This window comes from Klebsiella sp. DY2415, assembly GCF_026314315.1.
GTDB lineage: Bacteria > Pseudomonadota > Gammaproteobacteria > Enterobacterales > Enterobacteriaceae > Klebsiella > Klebsiella ornithinolytica.
Genome location: NZ_CP111115.1, coordinates 3834193 through 3857713, shown reverse-complemented (window position 1 = coordinate 3857713; position 23521 = coordinate 3834193). Strand labels below are relative to the sequence as shown.

The 23521-nt window shown below is 57.8% G+C and carries 20 protein-coding genes; 5 read left to right on the top strand and 15 right to left on the bottom strand.

Going from position 1 to position 23521, the window contains the following annotated elements:
* Nucleotides 1-37 precede the first annotated feature (37 nt).
* From OQV00_RS18370 to OQV00_RS18360, 3 genes are read right to left on the bottom strand one after another with little or no spacing between them, the layout of a single operon-like run.
* Nucleotides 38-1003, bottom strand: coding sequence for a lysylphosphatidylglycerol synthase domain-containing protein (locus OQV00_RS18370; protein ID WP_266279200.1), 966 nt, complete (start codon nt 1001-1003; stop codon nt 38-40).
* Nucleotides 1003-2247, bottom strand: coding sequence for a cardiolipin synthase ClsB (clsB, locus tag OQV00_RS18365; RefSeq protein ID WP_004859778.1), 1245 nt, complete (start codon nt 2245-2247; stop codon nt 1003-1005). The genes OQV00_RS18370 and clsB overlap by 1 nt, the downstream gene beginning before the upstream one ends.
* On the bottom strand, nt 2244-3002 hold the full coding sequence (locus OQV00_RS18360) for an endonuclease/exonuclease/phosphatase family protein (protein WP_004859779.1): 759 nt from the start codon (nt 3000-3002) through the stop codon (nt 2244-2246). The genes clsB and OQV00_RS18360 overlap by 4 nt, the downstream gene beginning before the upstream one ends.
* 131 nt (nt 3003-3133) lie before the next feature.
* Between OQV00_RS18360 and OQV00_RS18355 the strand changes: the two genes are divergently transcribed.
* Nucleotides 3134-3571, top strand: coding sequence for a YbhQ family protein (locus OQV00_RS18355; protein WP_015584848.1), 438 nt, complete (start codon nt 3134-3136; stop codon nt 3569-3571).
* Nucleotides 3572-3899: 328 nt separating this feature from the next.
* Here OQV00_RS18355 and OQV00_RS18350 read toward each other — a convergent pair whose 3' ends face one another.
* From OQV00_RS18350 to cecR, 5 genes are all read right to left on the bottom strand, one after another.
* Entirely contained in the window at nt 3900-5006 is a 1107-nt protein-coding gene (locus tag OQV00_RS18350; RefSeq protein ID WP_004859781.1) for an ABC transporter permease, read from the bottom strand.
* Between the two features lie 99 nt (nt 5007-5105).
* Nucleotides 5106-6239, bottom strand: a complete 1134-nt coding sequence (locus OQV00_RS18345) for an ABC transporter permease (RefSeq protein WP_004859782.1) — start codon at nt 6237-6239, stop codon at nt 5106-5108.
* A complete protein-coding gene (locus OQV00_RS18340) occupies nt 6229-7968 on the bottom strand; it encodes an ATP-binding cassette domain-containing protein (protein ID WP_004859783.1) in 1740 nt (579 codons plus the stop codon). Before OQV00_RS18340 ends, OQV00_RS18345 begins: the two co-directional genes overlap by 11 nt.
* Entirely contained in the window at nt 7961-8956 is a 996-nt protein-coding gene (hlyD, locus tag OQV00_RS18335; protein WP_004859785.1) for a secretion protein HlyD, read from the bottom strand. The genes OQV00_RS18340 and hlyD overlap by 8 nt, the downstream gene beginning before the upstream one ends.
* Nucleotides 8953-9630, bottom strand: coding sequence for a transcriptional regulator CecR (cecR, locus tag OQV00_RS18330; RefSeq protein ID WP_004859787.1), 678 nt, complete (start codon nt 9628-9630; stop codon nt 8953-8955). Before cecR ends, hlyD begins: the two co-directional genes overlap by 4 nt.
* A 282-nt stretch (nt 9631-9912) precedes the next feature.
* Here cecR and rhlE point away from each other — a divergent pair, with 282 nt between their 5' ends.
* From rhlE to ybiB, 3 genes are all read left to right on the top strand, one after another.
* Nucleotides 9913-11313, top strand: a complete 1401-nt coding sequence (gene rhlE / locus OQV00_RS18325) for an ATP-dependent RNA helicase RhlE (RefSeq protein ID WP_015584846.1) — start codon at nt 9913-9915, stop codon at nt 11311-11313.
* A gap of 233 nt (nt 11314-11546) precedes the next feature.
* Nucleotides 11547-13691 (top strand): ATP-dependent DNA helicase DinG, encoded by a 2145-nt coding sequence (gene dinG / locus OQV00_RS18320; RefSeq protein WP_004859791.1) that lies wholly within the window; start codon nt 11547-11549, stop codon nt 13689-13691.
* Between the two features lie 42 nt (nt 13692-13733).
* Nucleotides 13734-14702 carry a DNA-binding protein YbiB gene (ybiB, locus tag OQV00_RS18315; RefSeq protein WP_004859793.1) on the top strand — a complete coding sequence of 323 codons (969 nt, stop codon included), beginning with the start codon at nt 13734-13736 and terminating at the stop codon, nt 14700-14702.
* Nucleotides 14703-14830: 128 nt separating this feature from the next.
* Here ybiB and ybiJ read toward each other — a convergent pair whose 3' ends face one another.
* The 6 genes from ybiJ to OQV00_RS18285 all read right to left on the bottom strand — a co-directional run bounded on the left by ybiJ (nt 14831) and on the right by OQV00_RS18285 (nt 20229).
* Entirely contained in the window at nt 14831-15091 is a 261-nt protein-coding gene (gene ybiJ / locus OQV00_RS18310) for a DUF1471 family protein YbiJ (RefSeq protein ID WP_004859796.1), read from the bottom strand.
* A 285-nt stretch (nt 15092-15376) separates the two neighbouring features.
* On the bottom strand, nt 15377-15643 hold the full coding sequence (locus tag OQV00_RS18305) for a DksA/TraR family C4-type zinc finger protein (protein WP_004859799.1): 267 nt from the start codon (nt 15641-15643) through the stop codon (nt 15377-15379).
* Between the two features lie 266 nt (nt 15644-15909).
* On the bottom strand, nt 15910-16587 hold the full coding sequence (ybiX, locus tag OQV00_RS18300) for a PKHD-type hydroxylase YbiX (RefSeq protein WP_004859801.1): 678 nt from the start codon (nt 16585-16587) through the stop codon (nt 15910-15912).
* Between the two features lie 45 nt (nt 16588-16632).
* A complete protein-coding gene (locus OQV00_RS18295) occupies nt 16633-18921 on the bottom strand; it encodes a catecholate siderophore receptor Fiu (protein ID WP_004859802.1) in 2289 nt (762 codons plus the stop codon).
* A gap of 271 nt (nt 18922-19192) precedes the next feature.
* Nucleotides 19193-19459 carry a YdgH/BhsA/McbA-like domain containing protein gene (locus OQV00_RS18290; RefSeq protein WP_032716935.1) on the bottom strand — a complete coding sequence of 89 codons (267 nt, stop codon included), beginning with the start codon at nt 19457-19459 and terminating at the stop codon, nt 19193-19195.
* 155 nt (nt 19460-19614) lie between these two features.
* The gene (locus OQV00_RS18285) at nt 19615-20229 is read right to left on the bottom strand and encodes a flavin reductase family protein (protein ID WP_004859806.1); all 615 of its coding nucleotides are present in this window, start codon (nt 20227-20229) and stop codon (nt 19615-19617) included.
* Nucleotides 20230-20324: 95 nt separating this feature from the next.
* Between OQV00_RS18285 and rlmF the strand changes: the two genes are divergently transcribed.
* Nucleotides 20325-21245, top strand: coding sequence for a 23S rRNA (adenine(1618)-N(6))-methyltransferase RlmF (rlmF, locus tag OQV00_RS18280; protein WP_015584842.1), 921 nt, complete (start codon nt 20325-20327; stop codon nt 21243-21245).
* A 52-nt stretch (nt 21246-21297) separates the two neighbouring features.
* Here rlmF and ybiO read toward each other — a convergent pair whose 3' ends face one another.
* Nucleotides 21298-23511, bottom strand: a complete 2214-nt coding sequence (gene ybiO, locus OQV00_RS18275; RefSeq protein ID WP_266279196.1) for a mechanosensitive channel protein — start codon at nt 23509-23511, stop codon at nt 21298-21300.
* Between the last annotated feature and the right edge of the window lie 10 nt (nt 23512-23521).

Genomic DNA, 23521 nt, shown 5'->3' with positions numbered 1-23521 from the left:
CTGGCCCGGGGAGCGCCGATTATCCCCGCCATCTCACCTATCCGTCCGCCAGCTTACGCTGATTCCTTTCGCGTAATGTTTTCGCCCGACTCTCCAGCAGCAGATAGCCGACGGTGGCGATAAGCAGCGGCAAAAAGTAATACAGCGCGCGCCAGGCCAGCAGGGCGGCAATAATCGCCCCGCGGCTAATCGAATCGGCGGAAAGCATGGCGATAAAAACGGCTTCCAGCACGCCGATCCCGGCTGGAATATGCACAATGACGCCGGCAATACTGCTGACCAGCAGCACGCCCAGGACGAGGAAATAATCGACCTGCTGCGCCATCAGCAGCCAGATAATCGCGCCCATCACCATCCAGTTTGCCACCGAAAGCGCCATCTGCAGCAGAGCGAACCGCCATGAAGGCAGCACCAGCCGTTGGCCTTTAATCGTCAGATGGCGCCGACGGGCAAAGGCGCAGGCCCACAGATAAAGCGCGCTCATCGCCAGCAGTCCGCCCCCGATGAGCCGCAGCGTGTCCTGACTGATATACCAGTGCGCCGGTAGCGCCACCAGATTTGCGGTGAAAATCACGCCGCCCAGCAGAATAAACCCCAGCCAGTTGGTGGTGATGCTCAATGAGAAAATACGGGTAATGGTCCCGCCGCTCAAACCGAGGCGCGAATAGAGGCGGTAGCGCATACCGATACCGCCAACCCAGGTGCTGAGGGTCAGATTAAAGGCGTAGCAGATAAACGACACCAGCATCACCTGCCGTTTAGCCAGTTTATGTCCGCACCATGCGCGCCCCAGCAGATCGTAGCAGCCATAAATCAGGTAGCTCGCTATCGTCAGCCCCACCGCGCCGAGCAGGGCGGTGCGATCATAGTGGCGAATCACCTTCCACACCGCCGGCCAGTCCACTTTTTGCGCATAAACCACCAGCAGGGCCGTTACGGCGAGGAAGAAAATGACGGTAAAGATCTTTTTCGCCATCCGCCTGCGAGGGTGTGATTTTGCCATCAGGGTTTCACCTCCTGATTCGTCGCATCCAGCCGATCCTGAGTTTCAATTTCTGGCTGCACCGGCGGGCGGACCCGCGCCAGATGCGGCGTATGGGCAGGCAGCCAGCCTATCCACGCCGGGAAGTGACGGAGAAAGTGGAAGGCCAGCACGCTGGTACCCACATTCCACCAGCTGCGCTTTGGCAGCATCGACTTGTCCACTTGCTTACAGTCCTCGGCGATCAGTCCGTTAAGGTTATCGCGCAAGGTCTGATTAAACTGGCGATCGTGGATAATCAGGTTAGCTTCCAGATTTAATGACAGGCTCAGCGGGTCAAGATTGCTCGATCCGACGGTGGCCCAATGGTCGTCGGCGAGAGCAACTTTGCCGTGCAGCGGCCGGCGGCGATACTCAAAAATCTGTACGCCGCCGTTGACCAGATAGCGATACAGCAGGCGGGCGCCGACTTTAACGATAGGAATATCCGGCTCGCCCTGCACGATCAGCTTAACCCGCACGCCGCGGCGGGCGGCGTTACGCATCGCATGCAGCAGCCGGTAGCCAGGGAAAAAGTAGGCGTTGGCAATGATCACTTCCCGGCGGGCGTTAGCCAGCATCTTGAGATAATGGCGTTCAATATCATCGCGATGTTCTTGATTATCCCGCCAGACAAACAGCGCCTGCGCCTCCCCGGGGTTGCGGTTGATCGCCGGCTGGTGGCGACGCCTGAGCCACCAGCGGCGCGTCTCTTCGCTGGCCGGGAGATTTTCCAGCTCAAACTGCAGGATATCCTGCACCACCGGCCCCTCCACCTGAACGGCATAATCCTGTTTTGCCTCCGGGCCATAGTCGGTCATGTGCTCGGCGGAGTAATTGATGCCCCCGACGAAGGCCGTCGTCTCATCGATCACCACAATTTTGCGGTGCATGCGGCGAAACAGATTGGTTCGCATGCCGAACAGACGCGGGCGCGGATCGTAGTAGCGAAAAATCACGCCGGCGGCACTCAGCTCATTCACGAAACGCTCACTCAGGTCGGGGGAACCGTAGCCGTCGAGCAGCACTTCGACCCGTATCCCGCGGCGTGCGGCTTTTAACAGCACGGCGTGCAGCTGCCAGCCCACGTCATCTTCAAACCAGATAAACGTTTCGAGGATCACTTTCCGCTGCGCGCGGGCGATGGCGGCAAACAGCGCCGGATAGTAGTTATCGCCGTTCTCCAGGAGCTGGATGCGGTTTCCTTCCTGCCAGCTGCATTTCATAGATGAATCTCCACGCTCAGCGGGGCATGATCAGAGAGGTGACGCCAGGGTCGAAGTGGCAACGCCGTTGGGTGGCTGGCATGCGCATTTTTCACGTAGATCCGATCAAGGCGCAGGAGCGGAAGACGCGCAGGAAAGGTTCTCGCCGGGCGGCCATGGGCGCGGGTAAAGATCTCCTCCAGCCCGGCCTGCGCCTTTAGCACCCGGTTGGCCTGCTGGCGCCAGTCATTAAAATCGCCGGCCACCACCACCGGCTGCTGGGCGGGCAGGTCGTTGACCCGCCTGGCGAGCATCGCCAGCTGGGCCGATCGCTGCCGCGCGCTCAGGCCGAGGTGCACACAAATCAGATGTAGCGCCGCGCTTTGCGGCGGAACGATTCGGCAGTAGAGCAGACCGCGCTTTTCGCTGTTGCCAACGGAGATATCGATATTTTCATTATATTCAATAGGAAAGCGAGAGAGTACGGCGTTGCCGTGATGGCCTTCCGGGTAGACTGCGTTGCGTCCATAGGCGTATTCGCTCCACAGGGTATCGGCAAGAAACTCATAATGGCTGCGGTCCGGCCAGTTTTCGATCTGCAGCGAATGAATCTCATGCGCCCCGGTGACCTCCTGCAGACAGACGATGTCGGCGCTGACGCTGCGAATGGCGTCGCGCAGTGCCGGCAACATGAAGCGTCGATTAAACGTCGTAAAGCCTTTATGGATGTTAATTGTCAGCACGTTTAACGAAAATCTGCACGTTTGCTCAGACATATTTCCCCGGTCAATGTCACTTTCCTGAATGAAATAGTGTAGTAGGTGTCACAAAAAGATGCGGTGTTCCGGAATTTTCCGTAAAGTGCGGTACTCTGAGTTACAGATAAAGATCCTTCAGGAGAGAAGCCATGAAGTGGCAACAACGTGTACGCGTCGCAACTGGCCTCAGTTGCTGGCAGATTATGTTGCATCTACTGGTCGTGGCAGTACTGGTGATGGGTTGGATGAGTGGCGCGCTGGTTCGCGTCGGATTAGGGCTGTGCGTACTGTACGGCGTTACGTTACTGTCGATGCTGTTTTTACAGCGTCACCACGAAGCACGCTGGCGCGATGTCGGTGATTTCCTTGAGGAACTCACCACCACCTGGTATTTTGGCGTAGCGGTTATCGTGCTGTGGCTGCTGTCACGCGTGCTGCATAACAATCTGCTGCTGGCCGTCGCCGGGGTGGCGATTCTGGCGGGTCCGGCAGTGGTGTCACTGCTGGCGAAAGACAAGAACCGTTACCCGAAAGCCTTCGGGTTGCAGCAAGGCGGTAACGCTGCCAATCCCCAGAAGCACAGATAGCTGTGCGAACGGGCCGACGGGGCGAGGCCCAGGACGGACAGGGTAATCAGGTCAACGCCGAGGCAGGCTGAACGATAGCAAGGATCCCCTAAAGCGTTCGGACTGCATCAAGGCGGCGACGCGACGAATCCCCGGGAGCATAGATAGCTATGTGACCGGGGTGAGTAAGGAAGTCAACGCCGAGGCAGGCTGAACGATAGCAAGGATCCCCTAAAGCGTTCGGACTGCATCAAGGCGGCGACGCGACGAATCCCCGGGAGCATAGATAGCTATGTGACCGGGGTGAGTAAGGAAGCCAACGCCGAGGCAGCCTGAACGATGACGGGGATCAGGCGATCTTTCTGCGGAACATCGCATATGCCGCTGAACCCGTTGTGGCCGCTATGACCAGTAGCGGCCACAAACTTCCCCAAACAATCTCCAGACTCGCATCCTTCAAATAAATCTGCTTGGTGATGTCAGTAAAGTGACGAATCGGGTTTATCCATGTCACGTCCTGCAGCCACTGCGGCATATTCTCAACCGGCGAGACGTAGCCGGAGAGCAGGATCGCCGGCATCATAAAGACGAAAACGCCGATGAAAGCCTGCTGCTGGGTTGAGCATAAAGACGAAATCAGCAGACCAAATCCCACCAGCGACAGACCGTAAATGACCATCGTAAAGTAAAACAGCAGCAGCGAACCGGCGAAGGGGATTTGATACGCCCAGATGCCAATAGCCAGCACGATGCTCGCCTGCAGCGTGGCGACAATCAGCGCCGGGACCGCTTTGCCGACGAAAATTTGCCAGGTGGCCAGCGGCGAAACCAGCAGCTGATCGAGCGTGCCTTGCTCCCGCTCGCGGGCCACCGAGAGAGAGGTGACGATCATCACCCCGATGGTGGTGATCATCGCGATCAGCGATGGAACCACAAACCACTTGTAATCGAGATTCGGGTTATACCAGTTGCGCACGATCAGCTCGCTGTTGTTCGGCTTCGCTTTCCCTTCCAGCAGCTCCTGCTGATAGTTTTTGACGATCTGCTGGAGGTAGTTGGCGGCGATTTGCGCGCTGTTCGAGTTGCGTCCGTCCAGTAAGAGCTGGAGCGGCGCGGGCTGGTTGGTGTCGAGATTGCGCGAGAAGTCCGCCGGGAAGCGGATCAGCAACAGCGCTTTTTGTTCATCAATCGTCGGGCGGATCTCCTGCGGGCTCTTGAGGAGCATCACATGGGTGAAGGCCTTAGCCCGGGCGAAACGCTGGGTCAGTTCTACCGCGTGACGGCCATTGTCTTCGTTGTAGATGGCGATGGTCGCGTTGGTCACTTCCAGCGTTGCGGCGAAGGGAAACAGCAGCACCTGAATCAGAACCGGCATAATCAAAATGGCGCGCGTTTGCGGTTCGCGCAGCAGCGATTGCAGCTCTTTACGAATCAAGGTCCATAAGCGATGAAACATAGTACTTTCCTCATGTCAGGTGGCGCGGCGCTTACCCGACCAACAGGGTCCGCAGGCGCGGTAAGCATAGCGCCACCGGGCAAAATACGAGCGCCAGGCTTAATCCAACCGACGTTTGGTTTTCAGCCAGGTCAGGCCGATAAACATCACCGCCGAGGCAATTAAAAACAGCGTGTTCACCAGCAGCACCACCGGAATATTACCGGCGAGAAACAGGCTTTGCAGCGTGCTGACGAAATAGCGCGCCGGGATGACGTAGGTCACCGCGCGGATCACCGCCGGCATACTGTCGATCTGGAAAATAAACCCGGAGAGCATAATGGAGGGCAGAAAGGCGGCGTTCAGAGCGACCTGCGCGGCGTTAAACTGATTGCGGGTGATGGTCGAAATGAGCAGCCCCATCCCGAGGGTGCTGAGCAAAAACAGGCTGGTTATCAAGAACAGAACCACCAGCGAACCGCGAAACGGCACGCCGAGGATGAACACCGCCACCAGCATGCACAGCAGCATCGCCAGCATGCCGAGGAAATAGTAGGGAATCAGCTTACACAGCAGCAGCTCCGCACGGGTGATTTCCGTCGACAGCAGCGCCTCCATGGTCCCGCGCTCCCATTCGCGGGCCACCACCAGCGAGGTCAGAATCGCGCCGACCACCGTCATAATGATGGTAATGGCGCCGGGAATAATAAAGTGCTGGCTGATGGCCGCGGGGTTAAACCAGTAGCGCATCTGTACATCAATCAGCGGTTCGAAGGTTTCCCCGCGATCTTCCGCGCGCTGCTGCTGCCAGATTTGCCAGATGCCCTCTACGTAGCCCTGGGCAAAGTTGGCGGTATTGGGTTCGCTACCGTCGGTAATCAGCTGGATGGGAGCATCATCGCCGGGGCGCGCCATCTTCTGGTCGAAATCCACCGGGATGACCACCAGCCCACGAATGCGCCCGGCCTGCATCATCTCAATCAGCTGCTGGCGATTGTCGCTGACGGTGGCGTCAATATAGGGTGAGCCGGTCATGGCGTGGACGAAATCCAGCGCCTCTTCGCTTTGTTGCTCCAGCAGTACGCCGACTTTGAGCTTGCTGGAGTCGAGATTGATCCCGTAGCCGAAGATAAACAGCAGCAGCAGCGGAATGACCACCGCAATCAGCCAGCTGCTGGGGTCGCGGACGATCTGCCGCGTCTCTTTGACGCACAGGGCGCGCACGCGACGCCATGAGAGAATTTTAGCGCTCACCGGCATTCTCCTTATCCCAGTCGTGAATCAGGGTGATAAAGGCCTGCTCCATCGTCGGATCGGGCTGTTGATCATTTGCCGCCAGCGCTTTGAGCGCATCCGGCGTACCGCTGGCGATCAGCTTGCCGTGATACACCAGACCAATACGATCGCAATATTCCGCCTCATCCATAAAGTGGGTCGTCACCATCACCGTCACCCCTTTATCCACCATGCTATTAATATGCAGCCAGAACTCGCGGCGGGTAATCGGGTCGACGCCGGATGTCGGCTCATCGAGAAACAGAATATCGGGTTCATGCATCAGCGAGCAGGCCAGCGCCAGACGCTGTTTGTACCCCAGCGGCAGCTCATCGGCCGCATGGCTGGCGATGCTTTTCAGACCAAAAGCATCGCTCATCCGGGCGATTTTCTCGTTCTGGACCCGACCACGCAGGCCATAAACGCCCGAGAAGAAGCGCAGGTTTTGTTCAACGGTCAGGTTGCCGTACAGCGAAAACTTCTGCGCCATGTAGCCGAGATGCTGGCGTGCTTTCCCGGAACTGACTTTCAGGTCCATTCCCAGAACCAGCGCCTTGCCGGAGGTCGGCACCAGCAGGCCGCACATCATTTTAAAGGTGGTGGATTTACCGGCGCCGTTGGGGCCAAGCAGGCCGAAAATTTCCCCGCGTTTGACGCGGAAATCTACGTGGTCGGTGGCGGCGAAGTCGCCGAATTTTTTGGTCAGACTCTGCGCTTCAATCACCGTCTCGTCGGCCGTGCCCTCTACGCGGTGGATAATTTCGCCCAGCGGCGATTCCGCGGTCGCGGCGCCGCCCAGCAGATCGATGAATGCATCTTCAAAGCGCGGTGCGGTTTCGGCAATCTCCAGCGTCGGCATGTTAGCGCTGCGCTGCACCTCCGCAATGGTGGCCTCTTTTTTCAGGATCAGGCGTACCGATTTCCCCTGAATGACGCCATCGCTGATCTGCGGCAGCTTCAGCGCTCGTTGCAGGAGGCGACGGTTATTTTCCTCGCGGCTGGAGACGAGGAAACTGCGGCCGGCCATGGTTTGGGTCAATGCTTTCGGCTCGCCCTGATAAAGCAGCTGGCCTTCATTCATCAGCAGGACGTCGCGGCACTGTTCGGCTTCATCAAGGTAGGAGGTGCTCCAGAGGATCAGCATCCCGTCGCCGGCCAGTTCGTGCACCATTTGCCACAGTTCACGGCGGGATATAGGGTCAACCCCGACCCCCGGCTCATCGAGCAGCAGGACTTTTGGCTCGCCCACCAGGGTGCAGGCGAGGCCCAGTTTCTGCTTCATCCCACCGGAAAGTTTCCCCGCCAGGCGTTCGGTAAAGGGGCCGAGGGAGGTAAATTCCAGCAGACGAGCGAAGGTTTTCCTGCGCGTCTCGCCGGTAACGCTGCGCAGGTCGGCATACAGCGTAAGGTTTTCCATGACCGTCAGGTCTTCGTATAGGCCGAATTTTTGCGGCATATAGCCGAGCACCGCGTGCAGCGCGCTATCGTCGGTAATCGGGTCGAAACCGATCACCCTGGCGGTGCCGTCATCGGCCTTCAGTAGCCCGGCGAGCATGCGCATCAAGGTGGTTTTCCCGGCGCCGTCAGGGCCGACCAGACCGGTGACATAGCCGGCGCGGATGGTGCAGTTGAGCGGCGCAACGGCGGGCCGATCCATACCGGCGAAGCGGCGGGTGAGCCCGTTGAGCGTGATAACGTCCTCACTCATGTCCGTTCCCGCTGCTGAAGGTGACGGTTACCGGCATCCCCTGGCGCAGCGAATCATCCGCATCGGTGACGACAATACGCAGGCGATAGACGAGGTCAGTCCGTAAATCTGGCGTCTCTACGGTCTTCGGCGTGAATTCGGCGCTCGGCGACACAAAGCCAATCTTGCCGTGCCAGGGTTGATTCGGGCGACTATCGGTATAGAGCAGCACTTCGCGTCCGGGTACCGCCTGGCCGAGATTTTTTTCATCAATGTAGGCGCGGACCCATACCGGGTGAGTCAGCGACAGCGTCATAACCGTGCCGCCGGCGCTGAGCATGCTGCCCGGTTCGACGGCGCGGGTCATCAGCGTGCCGTCGGACGGGGCGATCAGCGTGGTATCGTGCAGGTCGAGTTTAGCCTGCGCCAGGGCCGCCTGCGCCTGTTCAAGGCTGGCTTTGGCCTGGGCGATTTCCTGCGGGCGGTTGCCGGCGCGATACTGGCGCAACTTGTCCTGCGCGGACTTCAGCGTCGCCTGAGCCTGGTCGCGGGAGGAGCGCGCGTTTTCCAAATCGTTAACCGAGATGGCGCTGTTCTGACGCAGCCCCAGCTGACGCTGGTAAAAGTTCTGCGCGTAATCGTACGCGGCCTGCGCCTGTTTGACGGCGGCGGCGGCCTGGGCTATCTCTTCCGCCCGGTAGCCGGCCATCATCAGGTCATACTGCGCCTGAGCCGTGGAGACATTCGCCTGGGCCTGTTGTAAGGCGTTCTCATACGGGGCGCGATCCAGCTGGCCTAGTATTTGCCCGGCCTGAATCTTATCGCCCTCATCAACGTTCAGTGAGGCCAGTCGTCCGCCGACGCGGAAGCTCATGTTCACGGTGCGAATATCGACGTTGCCATACAGGGTCAGCTCCCTTTGCTGGCTGCTTTGATACCACCACCAGCCGCCGCCGAATGCGGCAATCAGCAGCAGTATGAACAGAACGATGATGACGGGTTTTTTCATGATCCCAGGCTCCTTTGCGATAACCCTTGCAGAACGAAATCAATATGGCAGGCGATAACCTGATAAATTTGCTCAGTTTTTTCTTCGTCGAACTGCGTCCATCCGGTGCGCAGCAAAATGGTTTCCCGCCCAAGGCGGAAGGCGAGAATCTCTCCCAGCAGCGCGTGGGTGTGCAGAATCATTGCCGTGTCATCGGCATCAAGGCCGGTAAATGCGGCGATCAAACGGGTCAGGTAGCGATGGAGCGGCGCAATTACCTGACCGTGGATGAGCTGGTAGGCCGGGGTAGGGGAAAGCTGCTCGCGGGAGATGAATTTGCTCAAATTGACCGTGTCATCCTGGGTCAGCAGCAAAATCATATTCTGACAGGCGCGCAGAATCAGTACCCGAATCTCCGCCTTATCCGGCGAAGGTGTCGCCAGCAGCGTTTCCGCCGCTTCGGCATGCGGACGAAAATTATGGCTGATAAAATCGGCAATCCACTGGGCGCAGGCGAGATAGAGATCGTCCTTGGAACCAAAATAGTAGGGGATCGCCGCGATATTTTGCCCGGCCTGCGCGGCAATATCGCGGGTGGTTGCGTGCAGGCCGTATTCGCCGAACTGGGCGATGGCTGCGGCAATGAGCTGGCTTTTGGCTTGTTCACCTTTGGTTGTCACAGGAGTCGTCGTCATCGCACTATAAAAAATTAATCAATCGATTGATTAAGAGTATGACCAATTCGCGTCACTGTCCAGAATAGTGGATACTCTCTTTTGCGTATTTCGCATCACTCTTTGCAAGCGGCGGGTGACGAGGATTATCCGGCGCAGCGGCCCCGAGGGGATATTTATGCGCTGCGTCACAAAACCTGCTAGACTGCGCCCCTTTATGGCATTGTGGTTTTTGCCATCTCTATTCGCAATAATCTCCCCGAAAACTACGCCTGTTACGGGCCGGGGTGGTTTGGAGTTGTTATGTCTTTTGATTCCCTTGGCCTGAACCCTGATATCCTGCGCGCTGTCGCCGAGCAGGGTTACCTTGAGCCAACCCCAATTCAGCAGCAGGCTATCCCTGCGGTGTTGCAGGGACGCGATCTGATGGCCAGCGCCCAGACCGGCACCGGCAAAACGGCGGGCTTTACCCTGCCGCTCCTGCAGCATCTGATTCAGAAAGAGCCGCATGCTAAAGGCCGTCGCCCGGTGCGCGCGCTGATCCTCACGCCAACGCGTGAACTGGCGGCACAGATCGGTGAAAACGTTCGCGATTACAGCAAATACCTGAATATTCGCTCGCTGGTGGTTTTTGGCGGGGTGAGTATTAACCCGCAGATGATGAAGCTGCGCAGCGGCGTCGATGTTCTGGTGGCCACCCCTGGGCGCCTGCTGGATCTTGAACATCAGAATGCCGTCAGCCTGGACAAGGTTGAAATCCTGGTGCTTGATGAAGCCGACCGTATGCTGGATATGGGCTTTATTCATGATATTCGCCGCGTGCTGGCGAAGCTCCCGGCGAAACGCCAGAACCTGCTGTTCTCCGCGACCTTCTCGGACGACATCAAGGCGCTGGCGGAAAAGCTGCTGCATAACCCGCTGGAAATCGAAGTGGCTCGCCGTAATACCGCTTCCGAGCAGGTGACGCAGCACGTCCATTTCGTTGATAAGAAACGTAAGCGGGAACTGCTGTCGCAGATGATCGGTGAAGGTAACTGGCAGCAGGTGCTGGTCTTTACCCGCACCAAACATGGCGCCAACCACCTGGCCGAGCAGCTGAATAAAGACGGCATCCGCAGCGCCGCTATTCATGGCAACAAGAGCCAGGGGGCGCGTACCCGGGCATTAGCCGACTTCAAATCCGGTGGTATTCGCGTGCTGGTGGCGACGGATATCGCGGCGCGTGGGCTGGATATCGAAGAGCTGCCGCACGTCGTCAACTACGAGCTGCCTAACGTGCCGGAAGATTACGTTCACCGTATCGGCCGTACCGGTCGCGCAGCCGCCACCGGCGAAGCGCTGTCGCTGGTCTGCGTGGACGAGCATAAACTGCTGCATGATATCGAACGCCTGCTGAAAAAAGAGATTCCCCGTATCGCTATTGATGGCTATGCGCCGGATCCGTCTATCAGAGCGGAGCCGATTCAAAACGGTCGCCAGCAGCGTAGCGGTGGCGGCGGTCGCGGCCAGAGTCAGGGCCGCAGCGGTCAGGGACAAGGACGTAACGCCCAGGGGCAGGGTCGCAGCCAGCAGTCTGCGCCGCGGCGTAACGATGGCGAAGCGCCGAAAGCCGGGGCAAAACCTTCACGTCGTATCGGCGAGGCGAAACCGGCCGGCGAGCAACAGCGCCGTCGTCGCCCGCGTAAACCAGCGGCAGCTGAGTAACCGCCTCCCGCCAGATCGTCGCTATCCGGGCAACAGGTTTTACCCGGATAACGCAACGACACCCGGAAGCAGCGCGCATGCTGTCTCCGGGTTCTTCCCTCGCGTGCCCTGTGATTCCCGGTCGGTGCATTGACAAATCCCGAGCATCATTCCACATTGCTCAGAAAGAAATTCCTCCTGCCAGGTAAAAAGTGTCACAATAGTGGCTGTTTATACAGTATTCAGGTTTTCTCATGGCTTTGACCGCTGCGCTAAAAGCGCAAATCGCCGCCTGGTATAAGGCGCTTCAGGAACAGATCCCGGATTTTATTCCCCGTCCGCCACAGCGGCAGATGATTGCCGACGTGGCAAAAACGCTGGCCGGGGAAGAAGGCCGACACCTGGCTATTGAAGCACCCACCGGCGTCGGCAAGACGCTGTCATATCTGATTCCCGGCATCGCTATCGCCCGTGAGCAGCAGAAAACCCTGGTGGTGAGTACCGCCAACGTTGCGCTACAGGATCAGATTTACAGCAAAGATCTGCCGCTGCTGCGCAAAATTATTCCCGATCTGCGTTTTACCGCCGCGTTTGGTCGCGGACGTTACGTTTGCCCACGCAATCTTACGGCGCTGGCCAGCACCGAACCGACGCAGCAGGACCTGCTGGCGTTTCTCGATGACGATCTCACGCCGAATAATCAGGCTGAACAGAAGCTGTGTGCGACGCTGAAAACCGATCTCGACAGCTACCGCTGGGACGGTCTGCGCGATCACACCGATAAACCTGTCGATGATGCGCTATGGAGTCGTCTGAGCACCGACAAAGCCAGCTGCCTCAACCGCAACTGCCACTACTATCGCGAATGTCCGTTCTTCGTTGCCCGGCGAGAAATTCAGGAGGCGGAAGTGGTGGTGGCGAACCATGCGCTGGTGATGGCGGCGATGGAGAGCGAAGCCGTGTTGCCGGAGCCGAAAAACCTGCTGCTGGTGCTCGATGAAGGCCATCATCTGCCGGACGTAGCTCGCGATGCGCTGGAAATGAGCGCGGAAATGACCGCCCCCTGGTACCGGCTACAGCTGGATCTGTTCAGTAAGCTGGTGGCGACCTGTATGGAGCAGTTTCGGCCGAAAACCACGCCGCCGCTGGCCAATCCCGAGCGCCTGACCGGCCACTGTGAGGAGCTGTATGAGCTGATCGCCTCGCTGAACGCTATCCTTAATCTCTATATGCCGGCCGGGCAGGAAGCCGAGCACCGTTTCCCGATGGGCGAGTTGCCGCAGGAGGTGATGGATATCTGCCAGCGTCTGGCGAAACTGACCGAGATGCTACGCGGGCTGGCGGAACTCTTTCTTAACGACCTCGGGGAAAAAACCGGTAGCCACGACGTGGTGCGCCTGCATCGGGTTCTGCTGCAAATGAACCGTGCGCTGGGGATGTTTGAAAGCCAGAGCAAGCTGTGGCGGCTGGCGTCGCTGGCGCAGTCATCCGGCGCGCCGGTCACCAAATGGGTGACGCGCGATATGCGCGACGGTCAAACGCATATCTGGTTTCACTGCGTCGGCATTCGCGTCAGCGACCAGCTGGAAAGGCTGCTGTGGCGCAGCGTACCGCATATTGTTGTCACCTCCGCTACTCTGCGCTCATTGAACAGCTTTTCACGCCTGCAGGAGATGAGCGGGTTGAAAGAAAAGGCCGGCGACCGTTTTGTGGCGCTGGATTCCCCTTTTAACCATGTTGAGCAGGGCAAAATCGTTATTCCGCAGATGCGCTATGAACCGCTGATCGATAACGAAGAGCAGCATATTGCTGAAATGGCAGCTTATTTCCGCGAGCAGGTTGAAAGTAAAAAGCATCTCGGGATGCTGGTGCTGTTCGCCAGCGGGCGGGCGATGCAGCGTTTCCTGGAACATGTCCCCGATCTGCGCCTGCTCTTGCTGGTACAGGGCGATAAGCCGCGCTACCGGCTGGTGGAACTGCACCGCAAGCGCGTCGAAGGGGGGGAGCGTAGCGTGCTGGTGGGGCTACAGTCCTTTGCCGAAGGGCTGGATCTCAAAGGTGAGCTGCTCAGCCAGGTACATATTCATAAGATTGCCTTCCCACCCATAGACAGTCCGGTGGTGATTACCGAAGGCGAATGGCTGAAGAGCCTGAACCGCTATCCGTTTGAAGTGCAGAGTCTGCCAAGCGCCTCCTTTAACCTGATTCAGCAGGTCGGACGCCTGATTCGCAGCCACAGCTGCTGGGGCGAGGTGGTGATTTATGATAAGCGTTTGTTGACCAAAAATTATGGTAAGCGTCTACTGAACGCATTGCCCGTTTTTCCGATAGAACAGCCTGCCGTTCCAGAGGTTATCGTCAAAACAAAAGCAAAACAGACGCGTCGCAAACGGCGTTAACGGTGTAATGTCGACGATGTGAGCAGCTAACAGGAGTCTTCGATGGACTACAGCAAGATCATTAAAGAAGTCGGGCGCGGGAAAAATCACGCGCGTGACCTGGATGTGGATACTGCCCGCGCGCTTTACTCGCGGATGCTTGACGGCGAGGTGGCAGAGCTGGAGCTGGGCGGGATTTTAATTGCCCTGCGTATTAAAGGCGAAGGCGAAGCGGAAATGAAAGGCTTCTATGAAGCCATGCAGCAGAAGACCCTGCGTCTGACGCCGCCTGTCGCCAGGCCAATGCCGATTGTGATCCCTAGCTATAATGGCGCGCGCAAGCAGGCTAATTTGACTCCTCTGCTGGCCGTTTTGCTGCATAAGCTCGGCTTTCCGGTGGTGGTGCATGGCGTCAGCCACGATCCGACCCGGGTGCTGACGGAAACGATTTTTGAGCTGATGGGGATCCCCGCCACCCGACATGCGGGCCAGGCTCAGGCGCGACTCGACGGCCACGAGCCGGTGTACATACCGGTTGGCGTACTCTGCCCGCCGCTGGAGAAACAGCTTGCCCTGCGCTGGCGTATGGGCGTACGCAACAGCGCACATACGCTGGCAAAGCTGGCGACGCCATTTGCTGAAGATGCGGCGCTACGTTTATCGAGCGTTTCTCACCCCGAATATGTGGGCAAGGTTGCGAAATTCTTTGTTGAGATCGGCGGACGGGCGCTGTTAATGCACGGGACGGAAGGTGAAGTGTATGCCAATCCACAGCGATGCCCGCAAATTAGCCTGATTGATGCTTCAGGGACGCGGGTTGTGCATGAACGCCAGAGCGAGCTGCCGGAGGAGGGGGCTGTACTGCCGGAGTCAAAAGATCCTCAGGTCACCGCTCGCTGGATTGAGCGCTGCGTAGTGGGAAGTGAGCCGCTGCCGACCTCATTGAGAATTCAGCTGGCCTGCTGCCTGGTGGCAGCCGGCGAGGTTGCGACCCTCGAGCAGGGACTGAGCCGGGTGGCGGAACAGTGGTAGCCGCCGGTTTCCCCTGAAAAAAGCTCACGTCAGAAAGCAACGCATAAAAAAAAGCCCGTCCGGTGGCACGGACGGGCAAAACAAGGGTATTAAAGGGTCGTTCAGGGTTAATACAGGTCGGGCAGCGATTATTTATAGATAACCGCGGTACCGCTAATTTTGTTGTTGGTGTTAGCGGAGGTGATGCTGTAACCAGTCGCGCCAGCGGCTTCCGCTTTTTCAGCCAGTTTGGCTTCCAGACCATCCAGAGTCGTTGCGCCTTCAGCAGACACTACGCCAATTTTGTTCATGCTTTCAGCCTGAGACGGGCTAACCGGCTGAGCGGCAAAAGCGCCAAAGGACAGAGTAGTAAGGGCAATAGCAGCGGCAGCATATTTAATGGTTTTCATAGTTAATCTCTCGCAGGTTATTTTGTTAAGAGGACGATGTTCCGTCGATGTGATAAGTATCACGCTTTTTTGCGAGAGATAAAATCGAAGGAAATTAACAGTCTTCATCGATTTTTTTGAATGATTATTAATTTATTGAATATTAATAAATTATTTCGTGGCGGGATGGCCGGAGAGACGCCGGCGGGATGAAGAACGCATTGAGGGCACATTTTGCCACTTTTTTAGCCAAAAAACGTGCGCGAAAAGATAATGCTTTCTGCGGTAATGAACGGTAAAGGAAGGTCAGCGTAGCTGGCTGTCCTTGGAGCCACGGCGATTATATCCTGAAAATGTATTGTTATGTAAATCTTTCTCCTGCTGGCACTTCACGCAGTATCTGACCCCCGGGATCGCCTTCCTCCGGGCCTCGGGAATCGGCTCTCCGCATTCATCACAAAATTTGTGGCTCTCTCCGCTGGGTAGGGCGTTTCTCGCCCGTGCGACCGCATCATCAACGGTGCTGTCGATCTGATCCTGAACTGCGCCATCATTTGCCCAACCTGATGCCATGATGCACCTCCTCACTGTTGTTACTGTCATTATATACCCTGACTTATTCGCGTTGCAGAAAGGCGACGACGCCGGGCCCCCGGACGCTTACTTCGGTAAGTGGCTGGGGGGAGCGGCCAATCTGTGCGCAACAGATTTGAACGCTGCGCGGCGGCGGCCCGTATGGGTGAGGCCTCATTGGGAGTCGAGTAGCCAAGCCAACGTGCAGGCAACTTGAGTATGACGGGTAGCGTGAAGATGGGGGCAAAAATGCGTCAGGCAAGGGCTCAGATTTCCGACCACTCCCGTAGCAGGTTATGGTACAGATTAAGCAGCGATAGCACCTCGTCACTCTCGCCGTGGCGGCTCTTCAGAGTCTGAATATTCCGATCCAGCTCGAACAGCATGCTGCGGCGTTTATCATCGCGGATCATCGACTGGATCCACAGAAAAGAAGCCACGCGCACGCCCTGGGTCACCGGCATCACGCAGTGCAGGCTGCTTGAGGGGTAGAGCACCAGGTCGCCCGCCGGCAGCTTGACCGTATGCTGACCATAGGTGTCGTTTACCACCAGCTCACCGCCGTCATAACTCTCCGGCGCGCTGAGGAACAGGGTGGCGGAAAGATCGGTACGCATCCAGCCGCCCTGAGCCTGACTGCGCACCGCGCCGTCAACGTGAAAACCGTAGGTTTCACTCTGCTGATAGCGGTTAAACAGCGGGCTGGAGAGAGTTTTGGGCAGGGCGGCGGCGAAGAACAGCGAACTGCGGTTGAGCGCCGCGAGGACCCGGTTCTGCAGTTCGCCGTACAGCGGGCTGCGGGTATCGACCTGCTGATTTTTTTTCACCAGCGCGCCCTGATCGCCGGTCGTGGCTCGCCCGTCAACCCAGTCGGCCTGCTGCAGCTGCGCGCGAAAATCGTCAACTTCCTGCGGGCTGAGAACGGCGGGGATATGGTACATCATCGTTGTTTCTCCTCAAGAAACGGGGCGTTGCCGCCCCGTCGTGGATTAGAAATGCACGTTGGCGGTCAGCAGGAAAGTACGCGGTTCGCCTGGATGATAACGGTAGCCGCTCTTGTTGATTGAGGCGACGTAATGGGTATCGAACAGGTTATAGACGTTCAGCTGTAGATCGACGTTACGGTTGATACGATAGCCCACTTTCGCATCAGCCACCCAGTAGCCTTCGGTGTAGGACGGCGTACCGACGGCGCCGTCGCTGCCGCGGTGCATGCTGCCGATATAGCGAGCGCCTGCGCCAAGGGCGATGGCATCGGTTGCCTGGTACTGGCTCCAGAGGGTAAAGGCGTGCTCCGGCGTGTACGGCAGCGCGCTGGTGCCGTCCTGGGCGATGTTGTTGCCTTCACGAACGCTGGCGTGCTGCTGGGTATATCCGCCGATAACCTGCCACTCCGGGGTGATATTCCCGGCCAACGACAGCTCATAACCTTCAACGCGTTTTTTACCGTACTGCGAATAGGTGCCGTCGTCGTTTTGCTCGACTTCGTTCTCAATATCGGTACGGAAAAGCGCTGCCGTCAGCAGCAGACGTTTATCCATCAGCTCCCACTTGGTACCGACTTCGCTGGTTTTCGCTTTCTGCGGTTTAAAATCGGTACGGTTGGCGCTGTTCCCGGTGCCGCTCTGGGCCAGGGCAAAGTTATTGCCGCCCGGAGGCTGCTGGGAGATCGCATAGTTGACGTAAATGTTGCCGCTGTCGGTCAGGTGGTACAGCGCACCGGCTTTCCAGTTCACCAGATTGCCGCTGGTGGAGGTATCAACCGTGGTGACCGGGCTGTTTTTCGCCACGCCGGCCGGACAGGCAACCGCACCGCGGCCGGTGCCGCCGCACAGGCTGGCGCTGTCATATTTGGTCTGGTAGTTATCCAGACGGATGCCGCCGTTCAGCTCGAAATCACGGGTAATCTGCAGGGTATCGAAGGCATAAACGCCGAAGGTATCCGTCTGCCCGTTGGCGTTGGCGCCGCTGCGGTCCAGACCGCCAATAGAGATGTTGCTATTGGGATGGTAAATATTGACCGCCGGAGGCGTAATGGGATAAACGCCGTAGTTGGTCTGTGTTTCCCGGGTCAGCTCGAAACCGGCGCTGATATCATGCCCGATCGAACCGGTATAGAACTTTGAGGTCAGGTTGGTCTGGTTGGTCAGAATTTTATTGCTGACGTCTTTGGTGTTCGCCAGACGCGACCAGGTCCAGGTGCCGACATCGTTCGGATCCGGCTGGGTGATGTTGGTCGCGCCGCCCATGACTGCAGTCAGCAGATAATCCTGTTTTACGCGCGACCAGCGGGTGGTGTTGCGAATGGTGGTGTTATCGCTCAGGTCATGCTCGAAGCGCATGGTCACCGTATCGGTGGTGGAGTCGTCGTAGTCGGAATCCGTCCCGTAGAAGTTGCTGGTAGCCACCCTACCCGAGTGATTGAGCGCCGCGGTGCCTGGGGTTGGCGCGGAGTACCCCGGCAGACCGATGGTCGGAATACCGCCGTCCGGCGTGTTGTGCTGGGTGACATGCAGATAGTTCAGGTACAGACGGTTCTCAGTGCCGAGACCAAACGCGGCCGATGGCGCGATGCCGTAACGCTCATTTTTGACCTTATCGCGGCCGGCATCATGGGTTTTTTCGCCCATCAGGTTCAGCCGTACGGCGCTGGTTTCGCCGATGGCTTCATTGATATCGAGCGTACCGCGACGGAACCAGGCGCTGCCAGCACTGACGGAGGCATCGATACCGGAATCCAGACGCGGCTGTTTGCTGATCATGTTGATTGAGCCGGTCGGAGCGCTACGACCGTAGTCAGAGCCAGACGGGCCTTTAATCACTTCCACTTGTTCGGTGTTAAAGGTATCGCGGGTCACGCTACCGATATCGCGGACACCATCGACATAGATGCTGTTAGAGGTATCGGCTCCGCGCATATAAATGGTGTCGCCGGTCGACGAGCTGCCGTTTTCACCGGCGTAGAAGGCTCCGACGCCGGGAACGTTCTTCAGCGCATCGGTCAGGTTAGTCACGCCCTGATCTTTCATCACCTGCTCGGAGACCACGGTGACCGTACGGGTGGTATCGGCAATCGGGCGGGAAAATTTGGGGTCGGCGGATTGCGTCGGGGCATACAGAGAGGGAGCCTGCGCTTCCACCACCAGCGTTTCACCGCCATTTTTTTCGGTGTTGTCTGCGGCCAGAGCCAGGCCTGTCGGCGACAGACTCAGACACATGCCGGTAAAGATCGTCAGCGAGCTAAAACTGCTGAACGGTAAGTTTTGTTTTTTGTCCATTTCAATAAGCAACTTATAGTTTTAATTAAAGCCATCACAACCGCAGGCACAGCGATGCCGGCCCCGACCGCTGCAGGTGATTTGTTAAAATAGCAATGCGTTTGATAATGATTTTGATAACTATTATCAAATGACGGCGAATTTTTATCACTCGTTGATAAAAAAATAAATACATTTCTTTACGTGAACTGCATTTTTTCTACATAAACGGCAGCGGTCGGGCCACGCGAGGCGGGACCGCGATGGGTTCAGACCCGTTCAGGCCGGCGGATTATTTATAGATAATGGCGGTACCGGACATTTTATTCGCGCTGCTGGCGGAGTTGATTCGCCAGGCGATTGCCCCTTTTTGATGGGCTTTTTCCGCCAGTTTCGCCTGCAGATCATCCAGATTGCTGGCGCCGGAGGCAGAAACGGTGCCTGCAGGGCGTAGCGGACCGCTCTCGGCGGTAGGCGGAGGAGGTGAGATCCCGGCCTGGGCAATAAAAGAGGTGAGGGCAATCGCGATTGCGGTGAGTAACAGCAGATTTCTTTTCATGAGCATATCCTCATTAACTGCATGGGACATACTATAAGTTTAGGCCTTTACGGCAGGATAGACAGGGTAAAAAATTGAAGACAAACAACATCTTTTTTGCATAAACGGCGGCCCGACCGGGCGCGCGCCGTGGGTCGGGCGGAAGAACAAACGGCTTAACGGGCGTCCGGGCGGATCAGGTCGAAACGCAGATTTTCATCGATAGTGTAATAGGCGCTCGGCCCGCCGGCACGGAGAATCGGCCTGGCCTTAGCGGTCTGATAGACGCCATTTTCCAGTAACGACTCATCGATATGTACCGCGACGACTTCGCCGAGCACCAGCCAGCTATCGACAGGCTCACCATCGGCACGGGTCAGGCGAATACATTGGGAGAGCCGACACTCGAAGTTCACCGGGCTTTCCGCGACCCGAGGGGCCGCAACGAGACGGCTGGCGGCGGGAGTCAGCCCGGCACGGGCAAATTCATCTTCGTTGCGGGGAATGCTGGCGGAGGTTTCGTTCATCGCTTCAGCCAGAGGGCGGGTGGCCAGATTCCAGACAAACTCTTTGGTTTCGACAATATTCTGTACACTGTCTTTCCAGCCGCTGCTGGCAAAACCGATAATCGGGGGCCGATAGTTAAAACAGTTAAAGAAGCTGTAGGGGGCAAGATTGCGATGACCTGCGGCGTCCAGAGAGGCGATCCAGCCGATAGGGCGTGGGCCGATAATCGCGTTAAGCGGGTCGTGCGGCAGGCCATGTCCCTGTGAAGGTTGATAGAAATACATAGAGCACCCGTAACCGAATAAGAGATATCCAGACTCCCTTATTTACCGCGCCGCCGTCAACGGGTATCTTACGCGGCTGTTCAAAGGAGATTGCCATGAAAGCCCAGAAACCGGGGTTACACCCGCGTAACCGTCATCATCAACGTTATGATTTGCCCGCGCTATGCCAGGCTCACCCTGAGCTGCAAGGCTTTATCACCCTTAATCCGGTGGGCGAGCAGACCATCGATTTTGCTAACCCGCTGGCGGTGAAGGCGCTGAATAAGGCGCTGCTGGCGCATTTTTACGCGGTGAAACACTGGGATATTCCAGACGGCTTCTTATGCCCGCCGGTACCGGGAAGAGCGGATTATATTCACCACCTGGCCGACCTGCTGGCGCTGGATACCGGCACCATTCCTGAAAATGCCAGCATCCTCGATGTCGGCACCGGGGCAAACTTAATCTATCCGCTGATTGGTGCGCATGAGTACGGCTGGCGTTTTACCGGCAGCGAAATTAGCGCGGAAGCGATCGCCAGCGCGCAGGCGATTATCAATGCTAACCCGGGGCTCAGTCGCCAGATTCGTCTGCGTCGACAGAAAGAGAGCGGGGCTATCTTTAGCGGCATTATTCATAAAAATGAGTGTTTTGATGCGACGTTGTGCAATCCGCCGTTCCACGATTCTGCTGCCAGCGCGCAGGCAGGCGGCGAGCGTAAGCGTCGCAATCTGGGGCTGGGGGCGGACAGCGTGATGAACTTCGGCGGCCAACAGCAGGAGCTGTGGTGCGAAGGCGGTGAAGTGGCGTTCATTACGCAGATGATCCGCGAAAGCCAGCAGTTTGGTCGCCAGGTGAAATGGTTCACCTCGCTGGTGTCGCGCGGCGATAATCTGCCGCCGCTTTACCGTGCGCTGACCGAAGCCGGCGCGGTGAAGGTGGTGAAAAAAGAGATGGCTCAGGGGCAGAAGCAGAGTCGCTTTATCGCCTGGACCTTCATGGATGAGGCTAAACGCCGCCGTCCGCTGGCACGTTAAGGATGATGCCTCCGGGCGGCCAGGTTCGCCCGGAATATGCTTTGCGCGGTGGCTAGAGCGTCGGCTCTGCGGGCGCCGCAGGTGGCGCGGAGATGGGCGCAGGTGCCGGCAGAACCTGGTAGGTTTGCACAGGCGCCCGGACTCCGGCGAGATCGAAATGTTTCTTCACCTGCGTATCGAGCGCAAAGCGTACCGTCCACTGCTTCAGCGGCAGAGTGGTGAAGGTGACCCGCAGGGTAAATGCCGTATTGCTCAGGCCGACAAGCCCGGCAAATGACGGCTCGCCAATCACCAGCCCGCGAATCTCCTCCTGATCCATCACGTCGGCAACCGCGTTTTTCAGCGCCTGGCCGGCTTTATCCAGATCTTCCTGTCTGTCGACATCGTAGTTGGCAACCACTGAACCGATGCCGCGCACGAAGTTCGCGAAGGTGGTAATCGAGGACCACGGGATAATATGGTAAGCGCCGGTATCCTGGCGCACGCCGACGGAACGGATCGACATCCGTTCCACTGTGCCGGTTAACGGCCCGATGGTTACCAGGTCACCGGTATTCATCCCGTTCTCAAACTGGATAAAAATGCCGGTGATAATATCTTTTACCAGCGTCTGGGCACCGAACGAAATGGCCAGCCCCAGCGCACCGGCGCCGGCCAGCAGCGGCGCGATATTCACCCCCACTTCGGAGAGCAGGATCATCGCCGTGATGGTGCTGATAATGACCGCCAGCGCGTTACGGAATAACGTCAGCAGCGTACGGGCACGAGCGCCCGGTAGCGGGCGGCCGTGAATATCTGAGGCCAGGCGGTTTTCTATCAGGCTGGCGAGCAACGTCCAGCCGATGGCGGAGAAGAACAGAATCAGCGCGATGCGAATCAGCACATCCACCGCTTTTTGCCCGGCGCCGTGTTGCATCCAGTTCCAGAAATCAAACAGTCCCCAGGCGCTTAGCAGCAGCATAATCGCCACGCAGACCACTAAAATTCGCGCCACTTTGAGCGCGACGGAGATCCAGCCGTTCAGCCGCTTCTGCAGCTCGGGATAGTTGCGCTGGGTCTGCGGCGACAGGGTAATGGTTTTCGCTATCCAGCGTGACAAGATGCCGGAGAGCAGCGCGGCGGCGCCGATAATCGCCAGGCTGCGTACCGTGGCTCCCATCATAAATTTCAGGCTGTTGCCGGGGTCGAAAAGTGAAAAGAAAAACAGCACGATAAAGTAGAGGCAGGCCAGCCAGTGCCAGATAAGCGCAAAGGCGCGGATAAACAGACTGAAGAAGGCCAGCGAGCGGTCCGCCAGGTGCAGCAGCCCCTGGGTAATCCGCGTTTTATTACGGAAGATCAGATACAGCGCCCAGAGGGTGATACACAGCATAATGACCACATTCGCCAGCGCGCCGACCTGAACGTTGACCTGATTGGAGATAATCGGCACCGCGACGATCAGGCCGTAGCCAATCAGGCTGCTCAGCGCGCTCAGGCGCAGGTTCCAGTACTTCGCGCTCTCATCGCTGAGGTTAAACGGCCGCAGCTCCGTCACCCGCGGACAGAAAATCAGCCGCAGAATCGCTTTAAAAAACTCAATCAAGGCGAAGGCATTCAGAAACAGGCTTTGCTGAAAGGCGATAGTCCGGTTGCCGCCATTAAACCGATCGCTGAGCATCTGGCCAACAAACAGCGTCAACACCAGCAGCAGGAGATCGAAGATAAACGCGCCGGCGATGGTGGCCGGGAGCTGTAGCCAGTTACCGCGATCGTGGTTTTTGCGTCGCCCCCACTGACCCATTTTGCGATACAGCGGCAGCGCGGCGAGGCGGACCAGCCACCAGAAGGCGAATACCAGCACGGCCAGCAGCAGGAAATGGCCGGCGGCGTTGCGAAAGGTTTCGGCATGAAACGGCTTATGTGCAGAGGCAGTGATATTGCGCCACAGCTGAGAAAAACGTGAAGCAAAGCGTTCACCGTACTCGCGGCTCACCTGGGTGACGTTTTCCAGTACCGTCCGTTCATCTTTCTCTTCCGGCGGCGTCAGCTTTGGCGTGCTGGCCGGCGGCGTGGCGGCGGCAGAGCGCAGCTGGTCGATTAATTCTCTGCGGGCGGCATCGTTTTCCAGCACATCGGCCAGCGCCGCATAGGCGGCCTTTTTTTTCTCGAGGTCTGGTTCACTGCTGGCGGGTTGTTCAGCGCTCGCGGCCGGGACACCGGGCAGTGTGGCTGCCGAAAGCGGGGCGGTAAACAGCGTAGCAAGCAGTAACAGGATCCACGGCACGGGCGCCTCC

Coding starts and splice junctions, on each gene's coding strand:
- ybiB (WP_004859793.1), top strand. CDS start 13,734: ATGGACTACAGCAAGATCATTAAAGAAGTCGGGCGCGGGAAAAATCAC.
- ybiX (WP_004859801.1), bottom strand. CDS start 16,587: ATGATGTACCATATCCCCGCCGTTCTCAGCCCGCAGGAAGTTGACGAT.
- OQV00_RS18305 (WP_004859799.1), bottom strand. CDS start 15,643: ATGGCATCAGGTTGGGCAAATGATGGCGCAGTTCAGGATCAGATCGAC.
- OQV00_RS18355 (WP_015584848.1), top strand. CDS start 3,134: ATGAAGTGGCAACAACGTGTACGCGTCGCAACTGGCCTCAGTTGCTGG.
- hlyD (WP_004859785.1), bottom strand. CDS start 8,956: ATGAAAAAACCCGTCATCATCGTTCTGTTCATACTGCTGCTGATTGCC.
- rhlE (WP_015584846.1), top strand. CDS start 9,913: ATGTCTTTTGATTCCCTTGGCCTGAACCCTGATATCCTGCGCGCTGTC.
- OQV00_RS18350 (WP_004859781.1), bottom strand. CDS start 5,006: ATGTTTCATCGCTTATGGACCTTGATTCGTAAAGAGCTGCAATCGCTG.
- OQV00_RS18290 (WP_032716935.1), bottom strand. CDS start 19,459: ATGAAAAGAAATCTGCTGTTACTCACCGCAATCGCGATTGCCCTCACC.
- OQV00_RS18295 (WP_004859802.1), bottom strand. CDS start 18,921: ATGGACAAAAAACAAAACTTACCGTTCAGCAGTTTTAGCTCGCTGACG.
- ybiJ (WP_004859796.1), bottom strand. CDS start 15,091: ATGAAAACCATTAAATATGCTGCCGCTGCTATTGCCCTTACTACTCTG.
- cecR (WP_004859787.1), bottom strand. CDS start 9,630: ATGACGACGACTCCTGTGACAACCAAAGGTGAACAAGCCAAAAGCCAG.
- OQV00_RS18285 (WP_004859806.1), bottom strand. CDS start 20,229: ATGTATTTCTATCAACCTTCACAGGGACATGGCCTGCCGCACGACCCG.
- rlmF (WP_015584842.1), top strand. CDS start 20,325: ATGAAAGCCCAGAAACCGGGGTTACACCCGCGTAACCGTCATCATCAA.
- dinG (WP_004859791.1), top strand. CDS start 11,547: ATGGCTTTGACCGCTGCGCTAAAAGCGCAAATCGCCGCCTGGTATAAG.
- clsB (WP_004859778.1), bottom strand. CDS start 2,247: ATGAAATGCAGCTGGCAGGAAGGAAACCGCATCCAGCTCCTGGAGAAC.
- OQV00_RS18340 (WP_004859783.1), bottom strand. CDS start 7,968: ATGAGTGAGGACGTTATCACGCTCAACGGGCTCACCCGCCGCTTCGCC.
- OQV00_RS18360 (WP_004859779.1), bottom strand. CDS start 3,002: ATGTCTGAGCAAACGTGCAGATTTTCGTTAAACGTGCTGACAATTAAC.
- OQV00_RS18370 (WP_266279200.1), bottom strand. CDS start 1,003: ATGGCAAAATCACACCCTCGCAGGCGGATGGCGAAAAAGATCTTTACC.